This window comes from Microbacterium sp. KNMS (assembly GCF_053851835.1).
This window is the reverse complement of the sequence record NZ_JBSQBP010000026.1, coordinates 12627-27641: the sequence shown is the minus strand read 5'-3', so window position 1 is coordinate 27641 and position 15015 is coordinate 12627. Positions and strand designations below refer to the sequence as shown.

General features: G+C 72.4%; 15 protein-coding genes and 2 tRNA genes. 12 read left to right on the top strand and 5 right to left on the bottom strand.

Features of this window, described 5'->3' with window-relative positions; translation table 11 throughout:
- Positions 1-16 precede the first annotated feature (16 nt).
- Positions 17-430 (bottom strand): CBS domain-containing protein, encoded by a 414-nt coding sequence (locus tag ACWXWW_RS14910; RefSeq protein ID WP_271174663.1) that lies wholly within the window; start codon positions 428-430, stop codon positions 17-19.
- A gap of 169 nt (positions 431-599) precedes the next feature.
- Between ACWXWW_RS14910 and ACWXWW_RS14905 the strand changes: the two genes are divergently transcribed.
- From ACWXWW_RS14905 to cls, 7 genes are all read left to right on the top strand, one after another.
- On the top strand, positions 600-1751 hold the full coding sequence (locus tag ACWXWW_RS14905; protein WP_455970622.1) for a type III polyketide synthase: 1152 nt from the start codon (positions 600-602) through the stop codon (positions 1749-1751).
- Positions 1751-2458 (top strand): methyltransferase domain-containing protein, encoded by a 708-nt coding sequence (locus tag ACWXWW_RS14900; protein ID WP_455970620.1) that lies wholly within the window; start codon positions 1751-1753, stop codon positions 2456-2458. Before ACWXWW_RS14905 ends, ACWXWW_RS14900 begins: the two co-directional genes overlap by 1 nt.
- Positions 2455-3567, top strand: a complete 1113-nt coding sequence (locus tag ACWXWW_RS14895; protein WP_455970618.1) for an FAD-dependent oxidoreductase — start codon at positions 2455-2457, stop codon at positions 3565-3567. Before ACWXWW_RS14900 ends, ACWXWW_RS14895 begins: the two co-directional genes overlap by 4 nt.
- 91 nt (positions 3568-3658) lie before the next feature.
- Positions 3659-4111, top strand: a complete 453-nt coding sequence (locus tag ACWXWW_RS14890) for a DUF4383 domain-containing protein (protein ID WP_282980438.1) — start codon at positions 3659-3661, stop codon at positions 4109-4111.
- Positions 4111-4626 carry a transglycosylase SLT domain-containing protein gene (locus ACWXWW_RS14885; RefSeq protein ID WP_282980439.1) on the top strand — a complete coding sequence of 172 codons (516 nt, stop codon included), beginning with the start codon at positions 4111-4113 and terminating at the stop codon, positions 4624-4626. Before ACWXWW_RS14890 ends, ACWXWW_RS14885 begins: the two co-directional genes overlap by 1 nt.
- A complete protein-coding gene (locus ACWXWW_RS14880; protein ID WP_455970616.1) occupies positions 4623-5603 on the top strand; it encodes a cation transporter in 981 nt (326 codons plus the stop codon). The genes ACWXWW_RS14885 and ACWXWW_RS14880 overlap by 4 nt, the downstream gene beginning before the upstream one ends.
- Before the next feature lie 63 nt (positions 5604-5666).
- Positions 5667-7127, top strand: coding sequence for a cardiolipin synthase (cls, locus tag ACWXWW_RS14875; protein ID WP_455970614.1), 1461 nt, complete (start codon positions 5667-5669; stop codon positions 7125-7127).
- A gap of 4 nt (positions 7128-7131) precedes the next feature.
- On the opposite strand, the gene ACWXWW_RS14870 is transcribed toward cls, so the two are convergent.
- Both ACWXWW_RS14870 and ACWXWW_RS14865 read right to left on the bottom strand, forming a co-directional pair.
- Positions 7132-8130 carry a diacylglycerol/lipid kinase family protein gene (locus ACWXWW_RS14870; RefSeq protein ID WP_282980443.1) on the bottom strand — a complete coding sequence of 333 codons (999 nt, stop codon included), beginning with the start codon at positions 8128-8130 and terminating at the stop codon, positions 7132-7134.
- Positions 8131-8139: 9 nt separating this feature from the next.
- Entirely contained in the window at positions 8140-8742 is a 603-nt protein-coding gene (locus tag ACWXWW_RS14865) for a GNAT family N-acetyltransferase (RefSeq protein ID WP_455970612.1), read from the bottom strand.
- 75 nt (positions 8743-8817) lie between these two features.
- Between ACWXWW_RS14865 and serS the strand changes: the two genes are divergently transcribed.
- The 5 genes from serS (at position 8818) to ACWXWW_RS14840 (ending at position 12680) form a co-directional block, all read left to right on the top strand.
- On the top strand, positions 8818-10083 hold the full coding sequence (gene serS, locus ACWXWW_RS14860) for a serine--tRNA ligase (protein ID WP_282980445.1): 1266 nt from the start codon (positions 8818-8820) through the stop codon (positions 10081-10083).
- Positions 10080-10928: an HAD family hydrolase gene (locus ACWXWW_RS14855; RefSeq protein ID WP_271174672.1), complete on the top strand. Its 849-nt coding sequence runs from the start codon at positions 10080-10082 to the stop codon at positions 10926-10928. Before serS ends, ACWXWW_RS14855 begins: the two co-directional genes overlap by 4 nt.
- A 93-nt stretch (positions 10929-11021) precedes the next feature.
- Positions 11022-11106: transfer RNA gene (locus tag ACWXWW_RS14850), tRNA-Ser, on the top strand.
- 60 nt (positions 11107-11166) lie between these two features.
- Complete coding sequence (locus ACWXWW_RS14845; protein ID WP_455970610.1) at positions 11167-12483, top strand: LCP family protein; 1317 nt, start codon at positions 11167-11169, stop codon at positions 12481-12483.
- Positions 12484-12587: 104 nt separating this feature from the next.
- Positions 12588-12680 (top strand) — tRNA-Ser (locus tag ACWXWW_RS14840).
- 65 nt (positions 12681-12745) lie between these two features.
- Here ACWXWW_RS14840 and ACWXWW_RS14835 read toward each other — a convergent pair.
- Together ACWXWW_RS14835 and ACWXWW_RS14830 are read right to left on the bottom strand one after the other, a co-directional pair.
- Entirely contained in the window at positions 12746-13786 is a 1041-nt protein-coding gene (locus ACWXWW_RS14835; protein WP_455970608.1) for an SDR family NAD(P)-dependent oxidoreductase, read from the bottom strand.
- Positions 13783-15006 carry a multidrug effflux MFS transporter gene (locus ACWXWW_RS14830; protein WP_455970606.1) on the bottom strand — a complete coding sequence of 408 codons (1224 nt, stop codon included), beginning with the start codon at positions 15004-15006 and terminating at the stop codon, positions 13783-13785. The genes ACWXWW_RS14835 and ACWXWW_RS14830 overlap by 4 nt, the downstream gene beginning before the upstream one ends.
- Between the last annotated feature and the right edge of the window lie 9 nt (positions 15007-15015).

Sequence of the window (15015 nt, the reverse complement as noted above, 5' to 3'; positions counted from 1 at the left end):
CACGGGGCGGATGGCGTCAGAGGGAGATCTGCTCGACCGTCTCCCCGGTCTCGACGGGGGCCAGCGCGAGCGCGATGTCGGCCTGGCTGACGATGCCGACGAGGAGGTGGTCCTCGATGACGGGGAGCCTGCGCACCTGGTGGTCCTGCATGAGCGTGAGCGCGTCGCGGATGTCCTGATCCGCGTCGACCGTCACGGGCTTGCCCTCGGCGAGCTCTCCCGCGGTCGTCGTGGCCGGGTCCGCTCCCTTCGCGAGGCCCTTCACGACGATGTCCCGGTCGGTCAGCATGCCCTTGAGCTTCCCGTCGTCGCCGCAGATCGGCAGCGAGCCGACGTCGAGGTCGGCAAGCAGCCGCGCCGCCTCGGTGAGGGACTCGTGCTCGCCGACGCAGCGCGGCGACGGGGTCATGATGTCGCGTGCCGTGGTCATGATGTCTCCTCTCTCTTCTCATTCCGTGTTCGCGGGCGACGATACGAGGCGCGAGAGCGCCGGGCAGGGCGGTTGACAGATCCGGATCGCGTGATCTCGCGACGAGCATCCCGCGCCGCCCGCGCGCAACCCCCTGTCGCGGGCCCGCGGCCGCGGATACTGTCGCGCCATGACCGTCACACTGACCGGCCTCGCGACCGTCGTGCCGCCGACCGTGCTCCATCAGGACGAGGTGAGGGAGGTGTTCGCGGCGCAGCCGGGGCTCACCCGCCTCTCGCAGCGGATCGTCAGCACGTCGTTCGGCGTCTCGGGCATCGAGCGCCGCTACACCGTTCTCACCGAGCTCGGCGACCGCACGGCCGAGCCGGGCGCCGAGCGCCGCTTCTACGACCCGACCACGGGCGAGCTCGCCTCTCCCGGCACGAAGCTGCGCAACGACATCTACGCGGTCGAGGCGAGCCGTCTCTACGTCGAGGCCGGCCGCGCCGCGCTCGCGCAGCAGGAGGACTTCTCGGCCGACGACGTCACGCACGTCATCACGGTGTCGTGCACGGGGTTCTACGCGCCCGGGCCCGACTTCGTCGTGGCGCGCGACCTGGGCCTCCCGGCCGACGTCCAGCGCTTCCACCTGGGCTTCATGGGCTGCTACGCGTCCCTCCCCGCGCTGCGGCTCGCGAGCCAGCTCGCGCAGGCCGACCCCGACGCCGTCGTCCTCGTGATCAGCGTCGAGCTGTGCACGCTGCACCTGCGGACCTCGAACGACCCCGACACGATCGTCGCGACGTCGCTCTTCGGCGACGGAGCCGGGGCGGCGCTCGTCACCTCCCGCCCCGTCTCGGCCCACGAGCCCGGCTTCGAGCTCGAGCGCTTCGCGTCGCGCGTCGCGCCCGAGGGCGAGAGCGACATGGCGTGGCGCATCGGCGACCACGGCTTCGAGATGGTCCTCTCCAACGCGGTCCCCGCGATCCTCGGGCAGCACGTGACGGGAGCCGTGCGTCCGCTCTTCGCACCCGAGCCCCGTCTCGAGCGCGCTCTCGACGAGCGGCGGGCGAGCGAGGCCATCCCGCACTGGGCCATCCATCCCGGCGGCCGGAGCATCCTCGACAAGGTCGAGTCGGCGCTCGAGCTGAGCGAGGCGCAGCTGCTGCCCGCGCGCGCCACGCTGCGCGACTTCGGCAACATGTCGAGCGCCACCGTGCTCTTCGTGCTCCGGCACATCCTCGACTCGCCCGCCGCATCGGCCGGCGAGCGCGTCGTCGCGATGGCATTCGGCCCGGGCCTCACGGTCGAGTCGGCGCTGCTCACCCTGCGAGGCTCGTGATGCCGGGGCGGCTCGCCGTGCGCGACGCCGTCGCGACCGAGCGGATGGACGACCCGCACTGCGACCCCGACCGGCTCGCGCGGACGTACGCGCGCTTCGGCCTCGTCAACGCGGTCGTCGCGTCGCCGCGAGCGACGTACCGCCGCTGGATCGCGCCGCGCCTGAGGCAGGGCGACGTGCGCCTCCTCGACATCGGCACGGGCGGGGCCGACTTCCCTCGCGCGGTGTGCCGATGGGCGCGCCGCGAGCGCGGCCGGCTCGACGTGCTCGCGATCGACCCCGACCCGCGTGCGTTCGCGTTCGCGGCGCGCGGTCCTCGGGGGCGCGGGCTGCGGGTGCGGCAGATGGATGCGGCGGCCGTGATCGCGACCGGTGAGCGCTTCGACGTGGTCGTGTCCAACCACGTGCTCCACCATCTCTCCGACGCGGAGGTCACCGCGCTCCTCGAGGAGTCCGCGCAGCTGCTGCGACCGGGCGGCGTCGCCGTCCACCGCGACATCGAGCGCTCGTGGGGTGCGTACCTCGCGTTCTGGATCGGGACGCTGCCCTTCGTGCCGTTCGTCCTGCGGGGCACGTTCCTGCGCGAGGACGGTCTCACGTCGATCCGCCGCAGCCGGACGGCGCGCGAGCTCGCGCAGCTCGTCCCGACGGGCTGGCGCGTGGAGAGGGGATGGCCCGCGCGCGTCGAGGCGGTGCGCGAGGCATGACGCGCGTGCACGACGCCGCGATCGTCGGCGCGGGGCCGGTGGGCCTGCTCGTCGCCGCGCTGCTCGCGCAGGGCGGTGCCGACGTCGTCGTCATCGAGCGGGCGCAGGCGCCCTCCGCCAGCACGCGCGCGATCGGCATCCATCCGCCCGGGCTCGCGGCGCTCGACGCGGCCGGCGTCGGCGACCGCGTCCGCGGCGAGGCGGCGCTCGTGCGCGGTGGCCAGGCGCTCCGCGCCGGCCGGACGCTCGGCGCGCTCGCGTTCGACGAGCCCGTCCGCACGCTCCCTCAGCACCGCACGGAGGCCCTCCTCGTGCAGCGCCTGCGCGCGCTCGCCCCCGACGCGCTCCGGCGCGGCGAGAGCGTGCGGGGCCTGCGCTCCGTCGCGGGCGGCGTCGAGCTGCGGACGGATGGCGGCATCGCGCGCGCCCGCGCCGTCGTCGGCGCTGACGGCACGCGCAGCGCGGTCCGCACGGCCGCGGGGATCGGGTGGGAGCGCCGCGATCCCGACACGCGGTGGGTCATGGGCGACGCCGACGACACGACGGGGCAGCCCGAGACGGCGCTCCTTCATCTCGAGCGCGAGGGCGTCGTGGAGTCGTTCCCGCTCCCGGGCGGCCGGCGCCGATGGGTCCTGCGCGTCGACGACGGCGCGGGCCCGGAGACGGCGGCGGGCTTCGCGGCCCTCGTGCGCGAGCGCGTGGGCGTCGACCTCGAGGGGCTGGACGAGCCGAGCCGGTTCGCCGCGCGGCAGCGGATGGCGCGCGCGTTCGCGCGGGGACGGATCGCGCTCGTGGGCGATGCGGCGCACGAGATCAGCCCCATCGGCGGGCAGGGGATGAATCTCGGATGGCTCGACGCGCTCGCACTCGCCGAGGCCTTCGCCGCGGCCCGCGCGCGGGGAGCCGAGGGGGAGGAGCCCTGGGCGGGCTGGGCGGAGGAGCGCAGGGCCGCCGCGCGCCGCGCGATGCGCCGAGCCCGCTTCAACATGGCGATGGGCGCGCCCCGCGACGGTGCGGCGCTCGCGGCGCGCGATGCCGCCGTGCGCGCGCTCTCATCCGCGCCCTTCCGCGGAGCGCTCAGCGCGGCCTTCACGATGCGCGGACTCTGACGCGGGGGCGCGGTGTCAACCCCCTGCCGCGGGTGCGCCGTGCGCGGTTGCCTGGGGGAACGGCAATCACCGCAGCAGAGGAGACACAAGAATGAGCGACAGAACCGTGAACAGGGTCCGATACGCCGGCACGGCCATCCAGAAGGCCGCGCTCGTGTTCGGCATCGTGTTCCTGCTCGTCGGCATCGCCGGGTTCATCCCCGGGATCACGACGGGGACCGACCAGCTCGAGTTCGCCACGCACACGTCCGGCGCGATGCTGCTGGGGATCTTCCAGGTGTCGGTCCTGCACAACCTCGTCCACGTCATGTTCGGCGTCGCGGGGCTCGCGCTCGCCGGGTCGGCGCCGGGGTCGAAGGGCTACCTCATCGTGGGCGGCGCCCTGTACGCGGTGCTCTGGGTGTACGGCCTCGTCGTGCCGCACGACCACGCGGCGAACTTCGTCCCCCTCAACGCAGCGGACAACTGGCTCCACCTCGTCCTCGCGGTGGCGATGATCGCGCTCGGCGTCTTCCTCGGGCGGGACGCGCGCAACCGGGTCTGATGTCCAGGCACGCGCGAGCCGCCGTCCGCCGTGCGCGGGCGGCGGCTCGCGCACTGTGCGCGGGGCTCGCCATCGGCGCGCTCCTCGCGGCGCCCGGATGCGGCCTGCGCGTTCCGGAGGACCCCGACGGCACGCTCGACCGCGTGATCGCGGACGGCGTGCTCGAGGTCGGGGCGACGGACGAGGAGGGCCTCGTCGAGGAGGGACCGGGCGGCGCGGCGGAAGGGCCCCTCGCCGACCTCGCGGAGGGGTTCGCCGACGAGGTCGGGGCGCGCGTGGAGTGGACATGGGCGAGCGAGGAGTCCCTCGTGGGCCTGCTCGAGCGCGGGAGCATCGACCTCGCGGTCGGCGGCTTCACCGATCAGACGCCGTGGGTCGACCGCGTCGGCGTCACGCGCGGCTACCCCGGCGTGCCGGGCGCCGAGGGGCGGTCGATCGTCATGCTCGTCCCGCTCGGCGAGAACCGGCTCCTGTCGGCGCTCGAGAGCCACCTCGACGAGGAGGTCGGCGGATGAGCGAGACCTGGCGGCGCTTCGGCCGCGCCGACCTGCCGGATGAGCAGCGCGGCGCGCTGCGCAGCGCCGTCCGCTGGGAGATCTTCACGATCTGCTACACGACGGTCACGATCGCCCTCGTCGCCCTCGTGGTCGGCAACTCGCAGGCCATGCGGACCGCGTGGATCGAGGACATGCTCTCCCTCATCCCGCAGCTCGCCTTCCTCATCGCCCTGCCGTTCGTGCGCAGCGCGCCCTCGCGCCGGTACCCCTTCGGCAAGCACAGGGCGATGGGCGTGGGTCACCTCGTCGCGGGCGTCGCCCTGCTGACGGTCGGCCTGAACCTCGCGGTCGAGGCCGTCGTCGGGCTCGTCTCGCAGGAGCATCCGACCATCGGGACGGTGCGGCTCTTCGGCCACACCGTCTGGCTCGGCTGGCTCATGGTGGCCGTGATGGTCGTCATCGTCGTCGGCCCGGTCTTCCTCTACGGCCCGGCCAAGGCGCGCCTCGCGCCCGTGCTCCACAACAAGCTCCTGTACGCCGACGCCGACATGGCGAAGGCCGACTGGCACACGAATGCGGCGTCGATCGTGGGCGTGCTCGGCGTCGGCATCGGCGTCTGGTGGCTGGACGGTGCCGCGGCCCTCTTCATCTCCGTCGGCATCGTGTGGGACGGCGTGCGCAACACCCGCTCCGCGGTCGTCGACCTCATGGACCGCCGCGCGCTCACCTACGACGACGCGGCCCCGCACCCGCTCGCGGCCGCCGCCGTGACGCGGCTGCGCTCCCTGCGCTGGATCGAGGACGCCGCCGTGCGCGTGCGCGACCAGGGACAGGTCCTCCACATCGAGGCCTTCGTCATCCCGCGTCGAGGCCGGGTCGCCGTCGACCGGCTCGTGCGCGCGTCGCAGGCCGTGGCGGCGCTCGACTGGAAGATCCGCGACGTGCAGGTCATCCCCGTCGACGTGCTCCCCGAGGAAGCCGACCCGGCGCGCTGAGTCGGCGCGGCGCGGGGCCTCGGTCCCCGCTTCGCTAGGCTGGCGGGGACGAGGAGGATGCCGATGGACTGGTGGGCGAATTCCGCGTTCTGGTTCGGCGCCTACACGGTTGTCGACATCATCGTCCGCATCGTCGCGCTCATCGTCGTCCCCGGCAACCGCAAGCCGACCTCGGCGATGGCATGGCTGCTCGCCATCTTCCTCCTGCCGATCCCGGGCATGCTGCTCTTCCTCCTCATCGGCAACCCGCGTCTGCCGCGCAAGCGCCGCAGGATGCAGACCGAGATCAACGCCGTGCTGCGCGAGGCGAACGAGCACCTCGAGCGCGGGACGCTGCGGCCGCACGAGCCGGCGTGGTTCACCTCCCTCGTCCGGATGAACCGCGAGCTCGGCGCCCTTCCGCTCTCGGGCGACAACGGCGTTCGCCTCGTCACGGGATACCAGGAGAGCCTCGACGAGATGGCCGAGGCCATCCGCTCCGCCCGGCGCTACGTGCACGTGGAGTTCTACATCCTCAAGTCCGACCGGTCGACGGAGAACTTCTTCCGCGCGCTCGAGGAGGCGTGCGCGCGCGGCATCCCCGTGCGCGTGCTCATGGATCACTGGGCGAACCTCTCCAAGCCGCTGCATCGCCGGACACGCGATCGCCTCGAGCGGATGGGCGCGGACTGGCACTACCTCCTTCCGCTGCGGCCGCTTCACGGCCGCTGGCAGCGCCCCGACCTGCGCAACCACCGCAAGCTGCTCATCGTCGACGGCGAGGTCGCGTACCTCGGCTCCCAGAACGTCACGGACGCGAGCTACAACGTGCGCGCGAACATCAAGCGCGGCCTGCAGTGGGTCGACCTCATGGTGCGGCTCGACGGGCCCGTCGTCTCGAGCGTCGACGCGGTCTTCCTCAGCGACTACTACAGCGAGACCGGCGAGACGCCGGCGGGCGTCGACCTGCGCGAGATGGACGCCGGGTCGGGCGACCTCGACTGCCAGGTGGTGCCGTCGGGCCCCGGGTTCGAGGTCGAGAACAACCTGCGCCTGTTCCTCGGGCTCATGTACGCGGCGCAGGAGAAGATCATCATGATCAGCCCGTACTTCGTCCCCGACGAGGCGCTCATGCTCGCCGTCAGCGCGGCGGTCTCGCGGGGCGTCCGGGTCGAGCTCTTCGTGTCGGAGATCAGCGACCAGGCGATGGTGTTCCACGCGCAGCGGAGCTACTACGAGGCGCTGCTGCGGGCCGGCGTGCGGATCTACCTCTTCCCGCCGCCGTACATCCTGCACACGAAGACGCTCTCGATCGACGACGAGGTCGCCGTCATCGGATCGAGCAACATGGACATGCGCTCGTTCGGCCTCAACTTCGAGGTCTCGCTGCTCGTGCGCGGCGAGGAGTTCGTGCAGCAGCTGCGCCGCGTGGAGGACGACTACCGCGACCGCAGCACGCGGCTCTCGCTCGTGGACTGGGTGCGCCGGCCGTTCGGGAGCCGGGTGCTCGACAACCTCGCGCGGCTCACGTCGGCGCTGCAGTGACCGGTCAGAGCCGGTCGGTCGGGTGCCCCTTCGGGACGGCCATGAGCAGGGCGCCCTTCTCGATGCGGCAGTAGACGCGGGTCGCCTCGCCGAACTCGTCGCCGTCGAGCTCGACCGGCTGCACGTCGACCGACGCGGTCTCGATCCCCTCGCCGCGCAGGAACCGCACCGACGTGTCCCTGCGCCGCTCGACGACGCGGCGGCCGAGCCGAGAGCGCCGCAGGACGGAGTTGTCCCACCACACCTTGCGGAAGACCCCGAGCCATCCGAAGGGGCCGGATGGCTGGATGATCGCGATGTCGAGCTGGCCGTCGGCGACCGAGGCGCCGGGGATGAGCTCGATGCCGGCCGGGAGCGCGCCGCAGTTCGCGAAGAGGACGCTCTGCACCTTGGCCGCGTGGAGGCGGCCGCCGTCGAGCTGGTACACGACGCGGAACGGCTCGGCGCCCGGGAGGGACCGCGCGGCGCCGTCGACGTAGGCGACCCAGCCGACCTGCTTCTTCAGCTTCGCGTTCGTGTTGGCGATCATCGCCGCATCGAGGCCGATGCCCGCCATCACGACGAAGGCGTGGTCCTCGACGGCGCCGTCGGGGCGGCGCAGCCGCGCGATGCCCAGGTCGATCGCGACCGTGTCGCCGTCGATCGCGGCCCGCACCATCTCCGCCGGGTCGGTGAGGGGGAGACGGAGGTTGCGCGCGAGGAGGTTGCCCGTCCCGCTCGGGACGATCGCGAGCCGCACGCCCGTCCCGTTCATCGCCTCGGCGACCGCGCGCACCGTGCCGTCGCCGCCCGCGACGAGCACGGCCGAGACGCCCTCCCTGAGCGCCCGTCGCGTCGCCTCCTGCCCCGGATCCTCGATCGTCGTCTCGAAGATGAGCGGCGGCAGCCATCCCGCCTCGTGGGAGACGAGCGCGACCGCCGACCGGAGGGCGTCGGACGAGGCGACCTTGACCGGGTTGTAGACCAGCGCGGCCCGCTGCGCGGAGGCGGCGGGGGCGGTCATGGTCACACTCTAAGGTGCGCTCTGCACCGGGGGCCGGACGGTCGGCCACTCCTCAGCGAGCAGGGCGTAGGTGAAGCCGTCGAGCCACTCGCCGGACCGGTGCAGGCTGCTTTTCAGACTGTGCTCTTCGCGCCGCATGCCGATGCGCTCCATGAGACGCCACGAGGGCTCGTTGTCGGCGAAGCACGCGGCGAGCACACGGCGTACGCCAATCGGGCCGAAGCAGAGATCGATCGCCGCTCGCACCGCCTCCGTCGCATAGCCATGCCCGCCGTACGCGGGATGCAGCGTCCAGCCGAGCGAGGCCTGCGCTCCGCGCGCGGGAGCGGTGAGCTCGCGCTGAGACCAGGCGTCCTCGACTCGGAGCATCAGGTCTCCGACGACCTCTCCGTCGTCCGCCCGCTCGATGATGAGCGTGACCGCGAGCTTCGCAGGGTCCGTCATGATCGTGCGGAAGTCGTCGAGCGTCTCGGGGCCGGTCGTGATCCATTGCGAGACCTCCGGCAGGCGGCGGTGGCGCCAGAGCGCATCGACGTCGGCCTCGGCCGCTCTGCGCACGATCAGCCGCTCGGTGCGGACGGGCCAGGCCACGGAGTCGAGCGGGTCGCGCATGCTTCTCAGGATAGGGACGACGGCACCTCCGTCGCGGCGGCGAGCCCGGGCGCGCCCCGCGCCTAGACTCGTAGGGTGATCGACCCCGTACTCCTCCGCGAAGACCCCGAGCTCATCAAGCGTTCTCAGGTCGCGCGCGGCAGCTCGCCCGACACGGTCGACGCGGCCCTCGCCGCCGACGCGGCGCGCCGTGCGGCGATCACCGCGTTCGAGGAGCTGCGCGCCGAGCAGAACGCGTTCGGCAAGACCGTCGCGAAGGCCCCCAAGGACGAGAAGGCCGCGCTCGTGGCGCAGGCCAAGGAGCTCGCGGACCGCGTGAAGGCCGCCCAGGCCGCCGCGAACGAGGCCGAGGCCGCGTTCCGCTCGGCGATGGACGCGATCCAGAACGTCGTCATCGAGGGCGTGCCGGAAGGCGGCGAGGACGACTTCGTCGAGCTGCGCCGCGTGGGCGAGATCCCCGCGTTCGACTTCGAGCCGCTCGATCACCTGGCGCTCGGCGAGAAGCTCGGCGCGATCGACATGGAGCGCGGCGCGAAGGTCTCGGGTGCGCGCTTCTACTTCCTCACGGGCATCGGCGCGCGCCTCGAGCTCGCGCTCATGAACTACGCGCTGAACACCGCCCTCGAGCACGGGTTCACGCCGATGATCACGCCGACGCTCGTGCGGCCCGACATCATGGCGGGCACGGGCTTCCTCGGCGCCCACGCCGACGAGATCTACCGGCTCGAGGAGGACGACCTCTACCTCGTGGGCACGAGCGAGGTCGCGCTCGCCGGGTACCACAAGGACGAGATCCTCGACCTGCAGGGCGGTCCGATCCGCTACGCCGGATGGTCCACGTGCTACCGCCGCGAGGCGGGCTCGCACGGCAAGGACACCCGGGGGATCATCCGCGTCCACCAGTTCAACAAGCTCGAGATGTTCGTCTACACGGCGCCCGAGGACGCGGAGGCCGAGCACGAGCGCCTGCTCGCGCTCGAGGAGCAGATGCTCACCTCGCTCGGCCTCGCGTACCGCGTCATCGACGTGGCGGCGGGCGACCTCGGCTCGAGCGCCGCGCGCAAGTTCGACACCGAGGCCTGGGTGCCGACGCAGGGCGCGTACCGCGAGCTGACGTCGACGTCGAACTGCACGACCTATCAGGCGCGCCGTCTCGACATCCGCCACCGCCCCGAGGGCGGCCGCACGCAGCACGTCGCGACGCTGAACGGCACGCTCGCGACGACCCGCTGGATCGTCGCGCTGCTCGAGACGCACCAGCGCGCCGACGGCTCGGTCGTCGTGCCCGAGCCGCTGCGCCCCTACCTCGGCGGCCTCGAGGTCATGGAGCCGATCGCGTGACGATCCCCGCGCCCGAGGAGGAGCGCCTCTTCATCGCGCTCGACATCGACGGAACGGTGCTGCTCGAGGACGGCTCGTACAGCCCCGGCGTCGAGGAGGCGGTCGCCGAGGCCGCCGAGCGCGGGCACCTCGTGACGCTCGCGACCGGGCGCAGCTGGGAGTCGACCCATCCCGTGATGACGCATCTCGGCATCCTGCCGCCGTACGTCGTGTGCGCGAACGGGGCGACGATCATGTCGCGCGACCCCGATGACCCGACCGGGTACATCCGCCACACGATCGAGACGTTCGATGCGACCGAGGCGCTGCGGTTCATCCGCGAGCACCTCCCCGGCGCGAACTACATGGTCGAGCTCGCCGACGGCACGCGCCTCTTCACGGAGTACATGGACGACTGGGACCTCAACCGTCCCGGCGCGCGCCACGTCGCGTTCGACGAGATGCTCGGCCTGCAGGTGACCCGCGTGGTCGTCGTCTCTCCCGAGCACGACGGCGACGAGTTCAACGCGTTCGTCGAGCGGATGGGGCTGCAGCAGGTGACCTACTCGGTCGGCTGGTCCGCGTGGCTCGACATCGCTCCGCAGGGCGTCAACAAGGCGACAGCGCTCGAGAAGGTGCGCGAGTGGCTCGAGGTCGACCCCTCGCGCGTCGTCGCGATGGGCGACGGCCGCAACGACATCGAGATGCTCACCTGGGCGCACGAGGGCGGCGGTCGCGGCATCGCGATGGGCCAGGCGCCGGACGAGGTGCAGGAGTGCGCGACGCAGCTGACGCTGCCCGTTGAGGGCGGGGGAGTGGCCGCCGCGCTCTCGGAGCTGGGCGCCGCGACGTCCACGATCGCGTGAGGCGCTGACAGGGCTCGCCCAGGGACCGCGTCGACAATAGCGGGAAGGCCGGTCGACTAGACTCGACGCCAGTCCGCGCGCGAGCGGGGGCACGGAGGGTTGTCCGAGCGGCCGAAGGATCCGGTCTTGAAAACCGGTGGGCAGCAATGTCCCGTGGGTTCGAATCCCACACCCTCCGCAGAGCGGGGCGCGCGCCCCGAGGTCGGAGCACCGTTCGTCCCAGCCCGAGAGGACTCGAGTGAGCGAGACCCCGAAGCACGCCGTGCGGCGCACGATCGCCCGCCACGGGCAGCTCTCCTCGCCCGGACCGGTGCAGCAGCTGCTGCGCGTGCTCGGCGTCGCCGTCGCCGTCGTGATCGTGAGCGCGTTCGGCGTGGTCGGCTACGCCGCGTACGACTTCGGCGCGACCTTCAGCGCGGACGCGGTCGTGCTCGAGGGGCAGGAGGCCGCCCCGCCGGACATCGGCGAGCTCGACAACAAGGGCGTGAACATCCTCTTCGCCGGCCTCGACGCATGCGAGGAGGAGTACAAGCAGTACTTCGGCGGGCGCTGCCCCGACGACGCGGCCTACGACCCCGAGTCGCGCGAGGCTGTTCTGAACGACGTCAACATGCTCGTGCACATCTCGCCCGAGCCGCGCCGCGTGACGGTCGTGAGCTTCCCCCGCGACCTCATGGTCGAGGGGCCGGAGTGCACCGACCCGCAGGGCGACGTCGCCTCCGCGCTCTCGCGCACGCAGCTCAACGAGGCGTACTACCGCGGCGACCTCGGCTGCATCGTGAAGACGATCGAGGAGCTGTCGGGCCAGACGATCGACTACGGCGCGACCGTGACGTGGGGTGGCGTGATCGAGATCACGAACGCGATCGGCGGCGTCGACGTGTGCGTCGGCGGAGAGGGCATCTACGACGAGCACACGGGCCTCGCGATCCCGCCGTCGGAGAAGTACACGCTCGCGGGCGTCGAGGCACTGCAGTTCCTCCGCACGCGCTACGGCGTGGGCGGCAGCGACCTCAACCGCATCAGCAACCAGCAGGTGTACATGTCGGCGCTCGCGCGCAAGCTCACGAGCGAGGAGGTGCTGTCCAATCCCAGCACGCTGCTCACGCTCGCGCGCACGACGCTCGAGAACGTCGACCCGTCGTCGAGCCTGACGAACCCGGTCACGCTCGTGCAGATCGCGATGGCCGCGAAGGACGTGCCTCTGCAGGACTTCACGTTCGTGCAGTACCCGGTCGTCGACGACCCGTACGACAGCAACCGCGTCGCTCCGGACTACGCCTCGGCCGAGGCGCTGTGGGCCGCCCTCGAGCAGAACGTCCCGCTGCAGATCACGGGCGACACCGGCGGCGGCGCCATCCTCGCGGAGGGCGAGGAGGGAGCGGAGACCCCCGCTCCCGAGGACACGCAGGCGCCCGTGGAGACCACGACGCCCGAGACGCCCTCGATGACGGAGACGCCGGCCCCGACCGACACCCCGGCGAGTGGCGAGCTGAGCGCCAACGTGCACGGCTCCGACGCGAGCCAGGTCACCTGCTCCAACGGCGTCGGCTGAGCCGGAGACGCGGATGGCGCAGCGGCGGGGCGTGCTCTGAGCCGCGGTTCGCAGCACCCCCTCGGACCCGTTAGGATGGTCTACGTGTCTGCGTGCAGGCACCTGGAGACGTCGCATAGTCAGGCCTAGTGCACCACCCTGCTAAGGTGGAGTCCCCTTTAAGGGGACCGAGGGTTCAAATCCCTCCGTCTCCGCCAGACGTCAGAGCCCGGCCCCGTGATCACGGGGCCGGGCTCTTCGCGTATGCGCTGCGAGGGCGGCGCTAGTGCGCAGCAGGCGCCGACTCGGCGCCACCGCCTGCGGCCAGCAGCTCCTCGCTCAGGTGCCACAGCCGTCGAGCGGCATCGGGATCGATCGCGTGCGGCGCGACATCGGTGGGCGGCGGGCCGTCGAACGCGACGGACATCGGCGTTGCGTCGACCGCGGAGATGTCGTTGTCCTTGAGGTAGACGCCCCCGATGCCCTCGAGCAGGGGACTCGTCGCCGCGAACACCATGGTGCTCGCACCCTGCGCGACGGTCTTGAGTCCGTGCTCCGGCGCGATCACCGGCCGCCCTTCCGCGTCGATCAGGCCCTGCGCGCGCTGGAGCTCCTGCGGGGCCTCGATGCGCTCGCCGACTGCGCGCGCCGGCCCGAGGGACGTGCCGACGATGATGCCGGGGTGCACGGCGTAGCCGCGGATGCCGACCTCCGCCCACCGGCGGTCGAGCTCGACGGCGAACAGCACATTGGCGGTCTTCGACTGGCCGTAGGCGACGTGCCCGTCGTAGTCGTCGACGAGGAAGTTCGGATCCTCGAAGCGGATGCCCGTGAGCCGGTGGGCGCCGGAGGTCATGTTCACCACGCGGGCGCCGGCCGCTGCCCGCAACGCGGGGAGGAGGCCGATCGTGAGCTGGAAGTGGCCGAGGTGGTTCGTGGCGAGATTCGCCTCGTAGCCGCGCGCGTCGCGCACGAGCGGGCCGGCCATGATCCCGGCGTTGTTGATCAGGATGTGGAGCGGACGACCCGACCCGAGGAAGCCGGCGACGAAGGCGTCGATCGAGGCCGGGTCCAGCAGGTCGAGCTGCGCGGTCTCGACGCGGGCGATGCCCTCGAGCGCGACGGCGGCGCGCTCCGGATCGCGTGCAGCCACCGTGACGGATGCTCCTGCTGCGCTGAGGACGCGGGTCGCCTCGCGGCCGAGGCCCTGGTGCCCGCCGGTGATGATGACGTTCTTCCCGGCGAGGTCGATGCCCACGGCGACCTCCTCGGCGGTGGAGGCGGGTGAGAAGCCGGTTCCGATGGGGTGCTGGGTGCTGGTCATGAGAGTTCTCCTGTCGTGAGTGCGGGGAGGGGGAGGAGGGCGCGGGTCAGCGCGACGGCGGCCAGCGCGACCGCCGCCGACATCACCACGGCGGTCGCGAGTCCATCGCCGCCGAGGGTTCCGACCGCGGGTGCCGTGAGCGCGCCGCAGGTGAACTGCGCCGCGCCGATGACGGCGGCTGCGGTGCCTGCCGCCTCGCCGTGGCGCGAGAGGGCGGCCGCCGTCGTGTTCGGGATGACGAGCCATCCGCCGGCGAGCATCACGGCGACGGGGAGCAGGAAGCCGAGGACACCGCCCAGCTGGAGCAGCTGCAGGGTGATGAGCACGACGCCGGCGACGAGGACGGCCGCGAGTGCGGCGGCGGCGATGCGCTCGGGTCGGTGATGCCGCAGCAGCACGGGGTTCACCTGGGAGCTCGCGATCATCACGACAGCGCAGGAGCCGAAGATCGCGCTGAACTGCCGCTCGTCCATGCCGTACTGCCCCTGCAGGACGAAGGACGAGCCCGCGACGAACGCGAACATCGCCGCGAAGCTCAGCGCCGTCGTGGCGACGAGCAGCCGGAAGCGCGGATCGTCGAGGACCGCCCGGTACGACGCGAGCACCTGCCGGATGCCGAGCGTGCGCCGCCGTGCGGGAGGGAGGGTCTCCGACAGGGCGAGAGCGGCGAGCACGATGACGCCGATTCCGAGCACGGCGAGGATTGCGAACACCCACCGCCAATCGCCGACGACCAGCACGGCGCTCCCGAGCGTCGGCGCGAGGATGGGCGCGACGCCCATCACCAGCATGAGGCGGGAGACGGCTGCGGCCGCCCGGTGCCCGTCGAAGAGGTCGCGGACGATCGCCATGGCGACGACCGTCGCCGCCGCGGCGCCGAGCCCCTGCAGGATGCGCAGCGCGCCCATCGCGGCGAGGTCGGCGGCGCACGCGGTGAGCGCGGAAGCGATGACGTGCACGGCGACGCCGGCGAGGAGCGGACGACGGCGCCCGAGGGCGTCGGACAGCGGGCCGATGGCGAGCTGACCGAGCCCGAGGCCCAGCAGGGTCCCGGTGAGAGTGAGCTGGACGAGGGCGTCAGACGCTCCGAGGTCGGAGACGACGCGCGGCAGCGCGGGCAGGTATATGTCGATCGTGAGCGGGCCGAGCGCGACGAGCGCGCCCAGCACCGCGATCACGCGGGCAGAGCCCTGGCGTGTGGAGACATCCGGCGGGGACATCACGGCTCC

Excerpts from the sequence above, each read along its gene's own strand:
- ACWXWW_RS14910 (WP_271174663.1), bottom strand. The coding sequence starts at position 430 with ATGACCACGGCACGCGACATCATGACCCCGTCGCCGCGCTGCGTCGGC.
- ACWXWW_RS14905 (WP_455970622.1), top strand. The coding sequence starts at position 600 with ATGACCGTCACACTGACCGGCCTCGCGACCGTCGTGCCGCCGACCGTG.
- ACWXWW_RS14900 (WP_455970620.1), top strand. The coding sequence starts at position 1,751 with ATGCCGGGGCGGCTCGCCGTGCGCGACGCCGTCGCGACCGAGCGGATG.
- ACWXWW_RS14895 (WP_455970618.1), top strand. The coding sequence starts at position 2,455 with ATGACGCGCGTGCACGACGCCGCGATCGTCGGCGCGGGGCCGGTGGGC.
- ACWXWW_RS14890 (WP_282980438.1), top strand. The coding sequence starts at position 3,659 with ATGAGCGACAGAACCGTGAACAGGGTCCGATACGCCGGCACGGCCATC.
- ACWXWW_RS14885 (WP_282980439.1), top strand. The coding sequence starts at position 4,111 with ATGTCCAGGCACGCGCGAGCCGCCGTCCGCCGTGCGCGGGCGGCGGCT.
- ACWXWW_RS14880 (WP_455970616.1), top strand. The coding sequence starts at position 4,623 with ATGAGCGAGACCTGGCGGCGCTTCGGCCGCGCCGACCTGCCGGATGAG.
- cls (WP_455970614.1), top strand. The coding sequence starts at position 5,667 with ATGGACTGGTGGGCGAATTCCGCGTTCTGGTTCGGCGCCTACACGGTT.
- ACWXWW_RS14870 (WP_282980443.1), bottom strand. The coding sequence starts at position 8,130 with ATGACCGCCCCCGCCGCCTCCGCGCAGCGGGCCGCGCTGGTCTACAAC.
- ACWXWW_RS14865 (WP_455970612.1), bottom strand. The coding sequence starts at position 8,742 with ATGCGCGACCCGCTCGACTCCGTGGCCTGGCCCGTCCGCACCGAGCGG.
- ACWXWW_RS14835 (WP_455970608.1), bottom strand. The coding sequence starts at position 13,786 with ATGACCAGCACCCAGCACCCCATCGGAACCGGCTTCTCACCCGCCTCC.
- ACWXWW_RS14830 (WP_455970606.1), bottom strand. The coding sequence starts at position 15,006 with ATGTCCCCGCCGGATGTCTCCACACGCCAGGGCTCTGCCCGCGTGATC.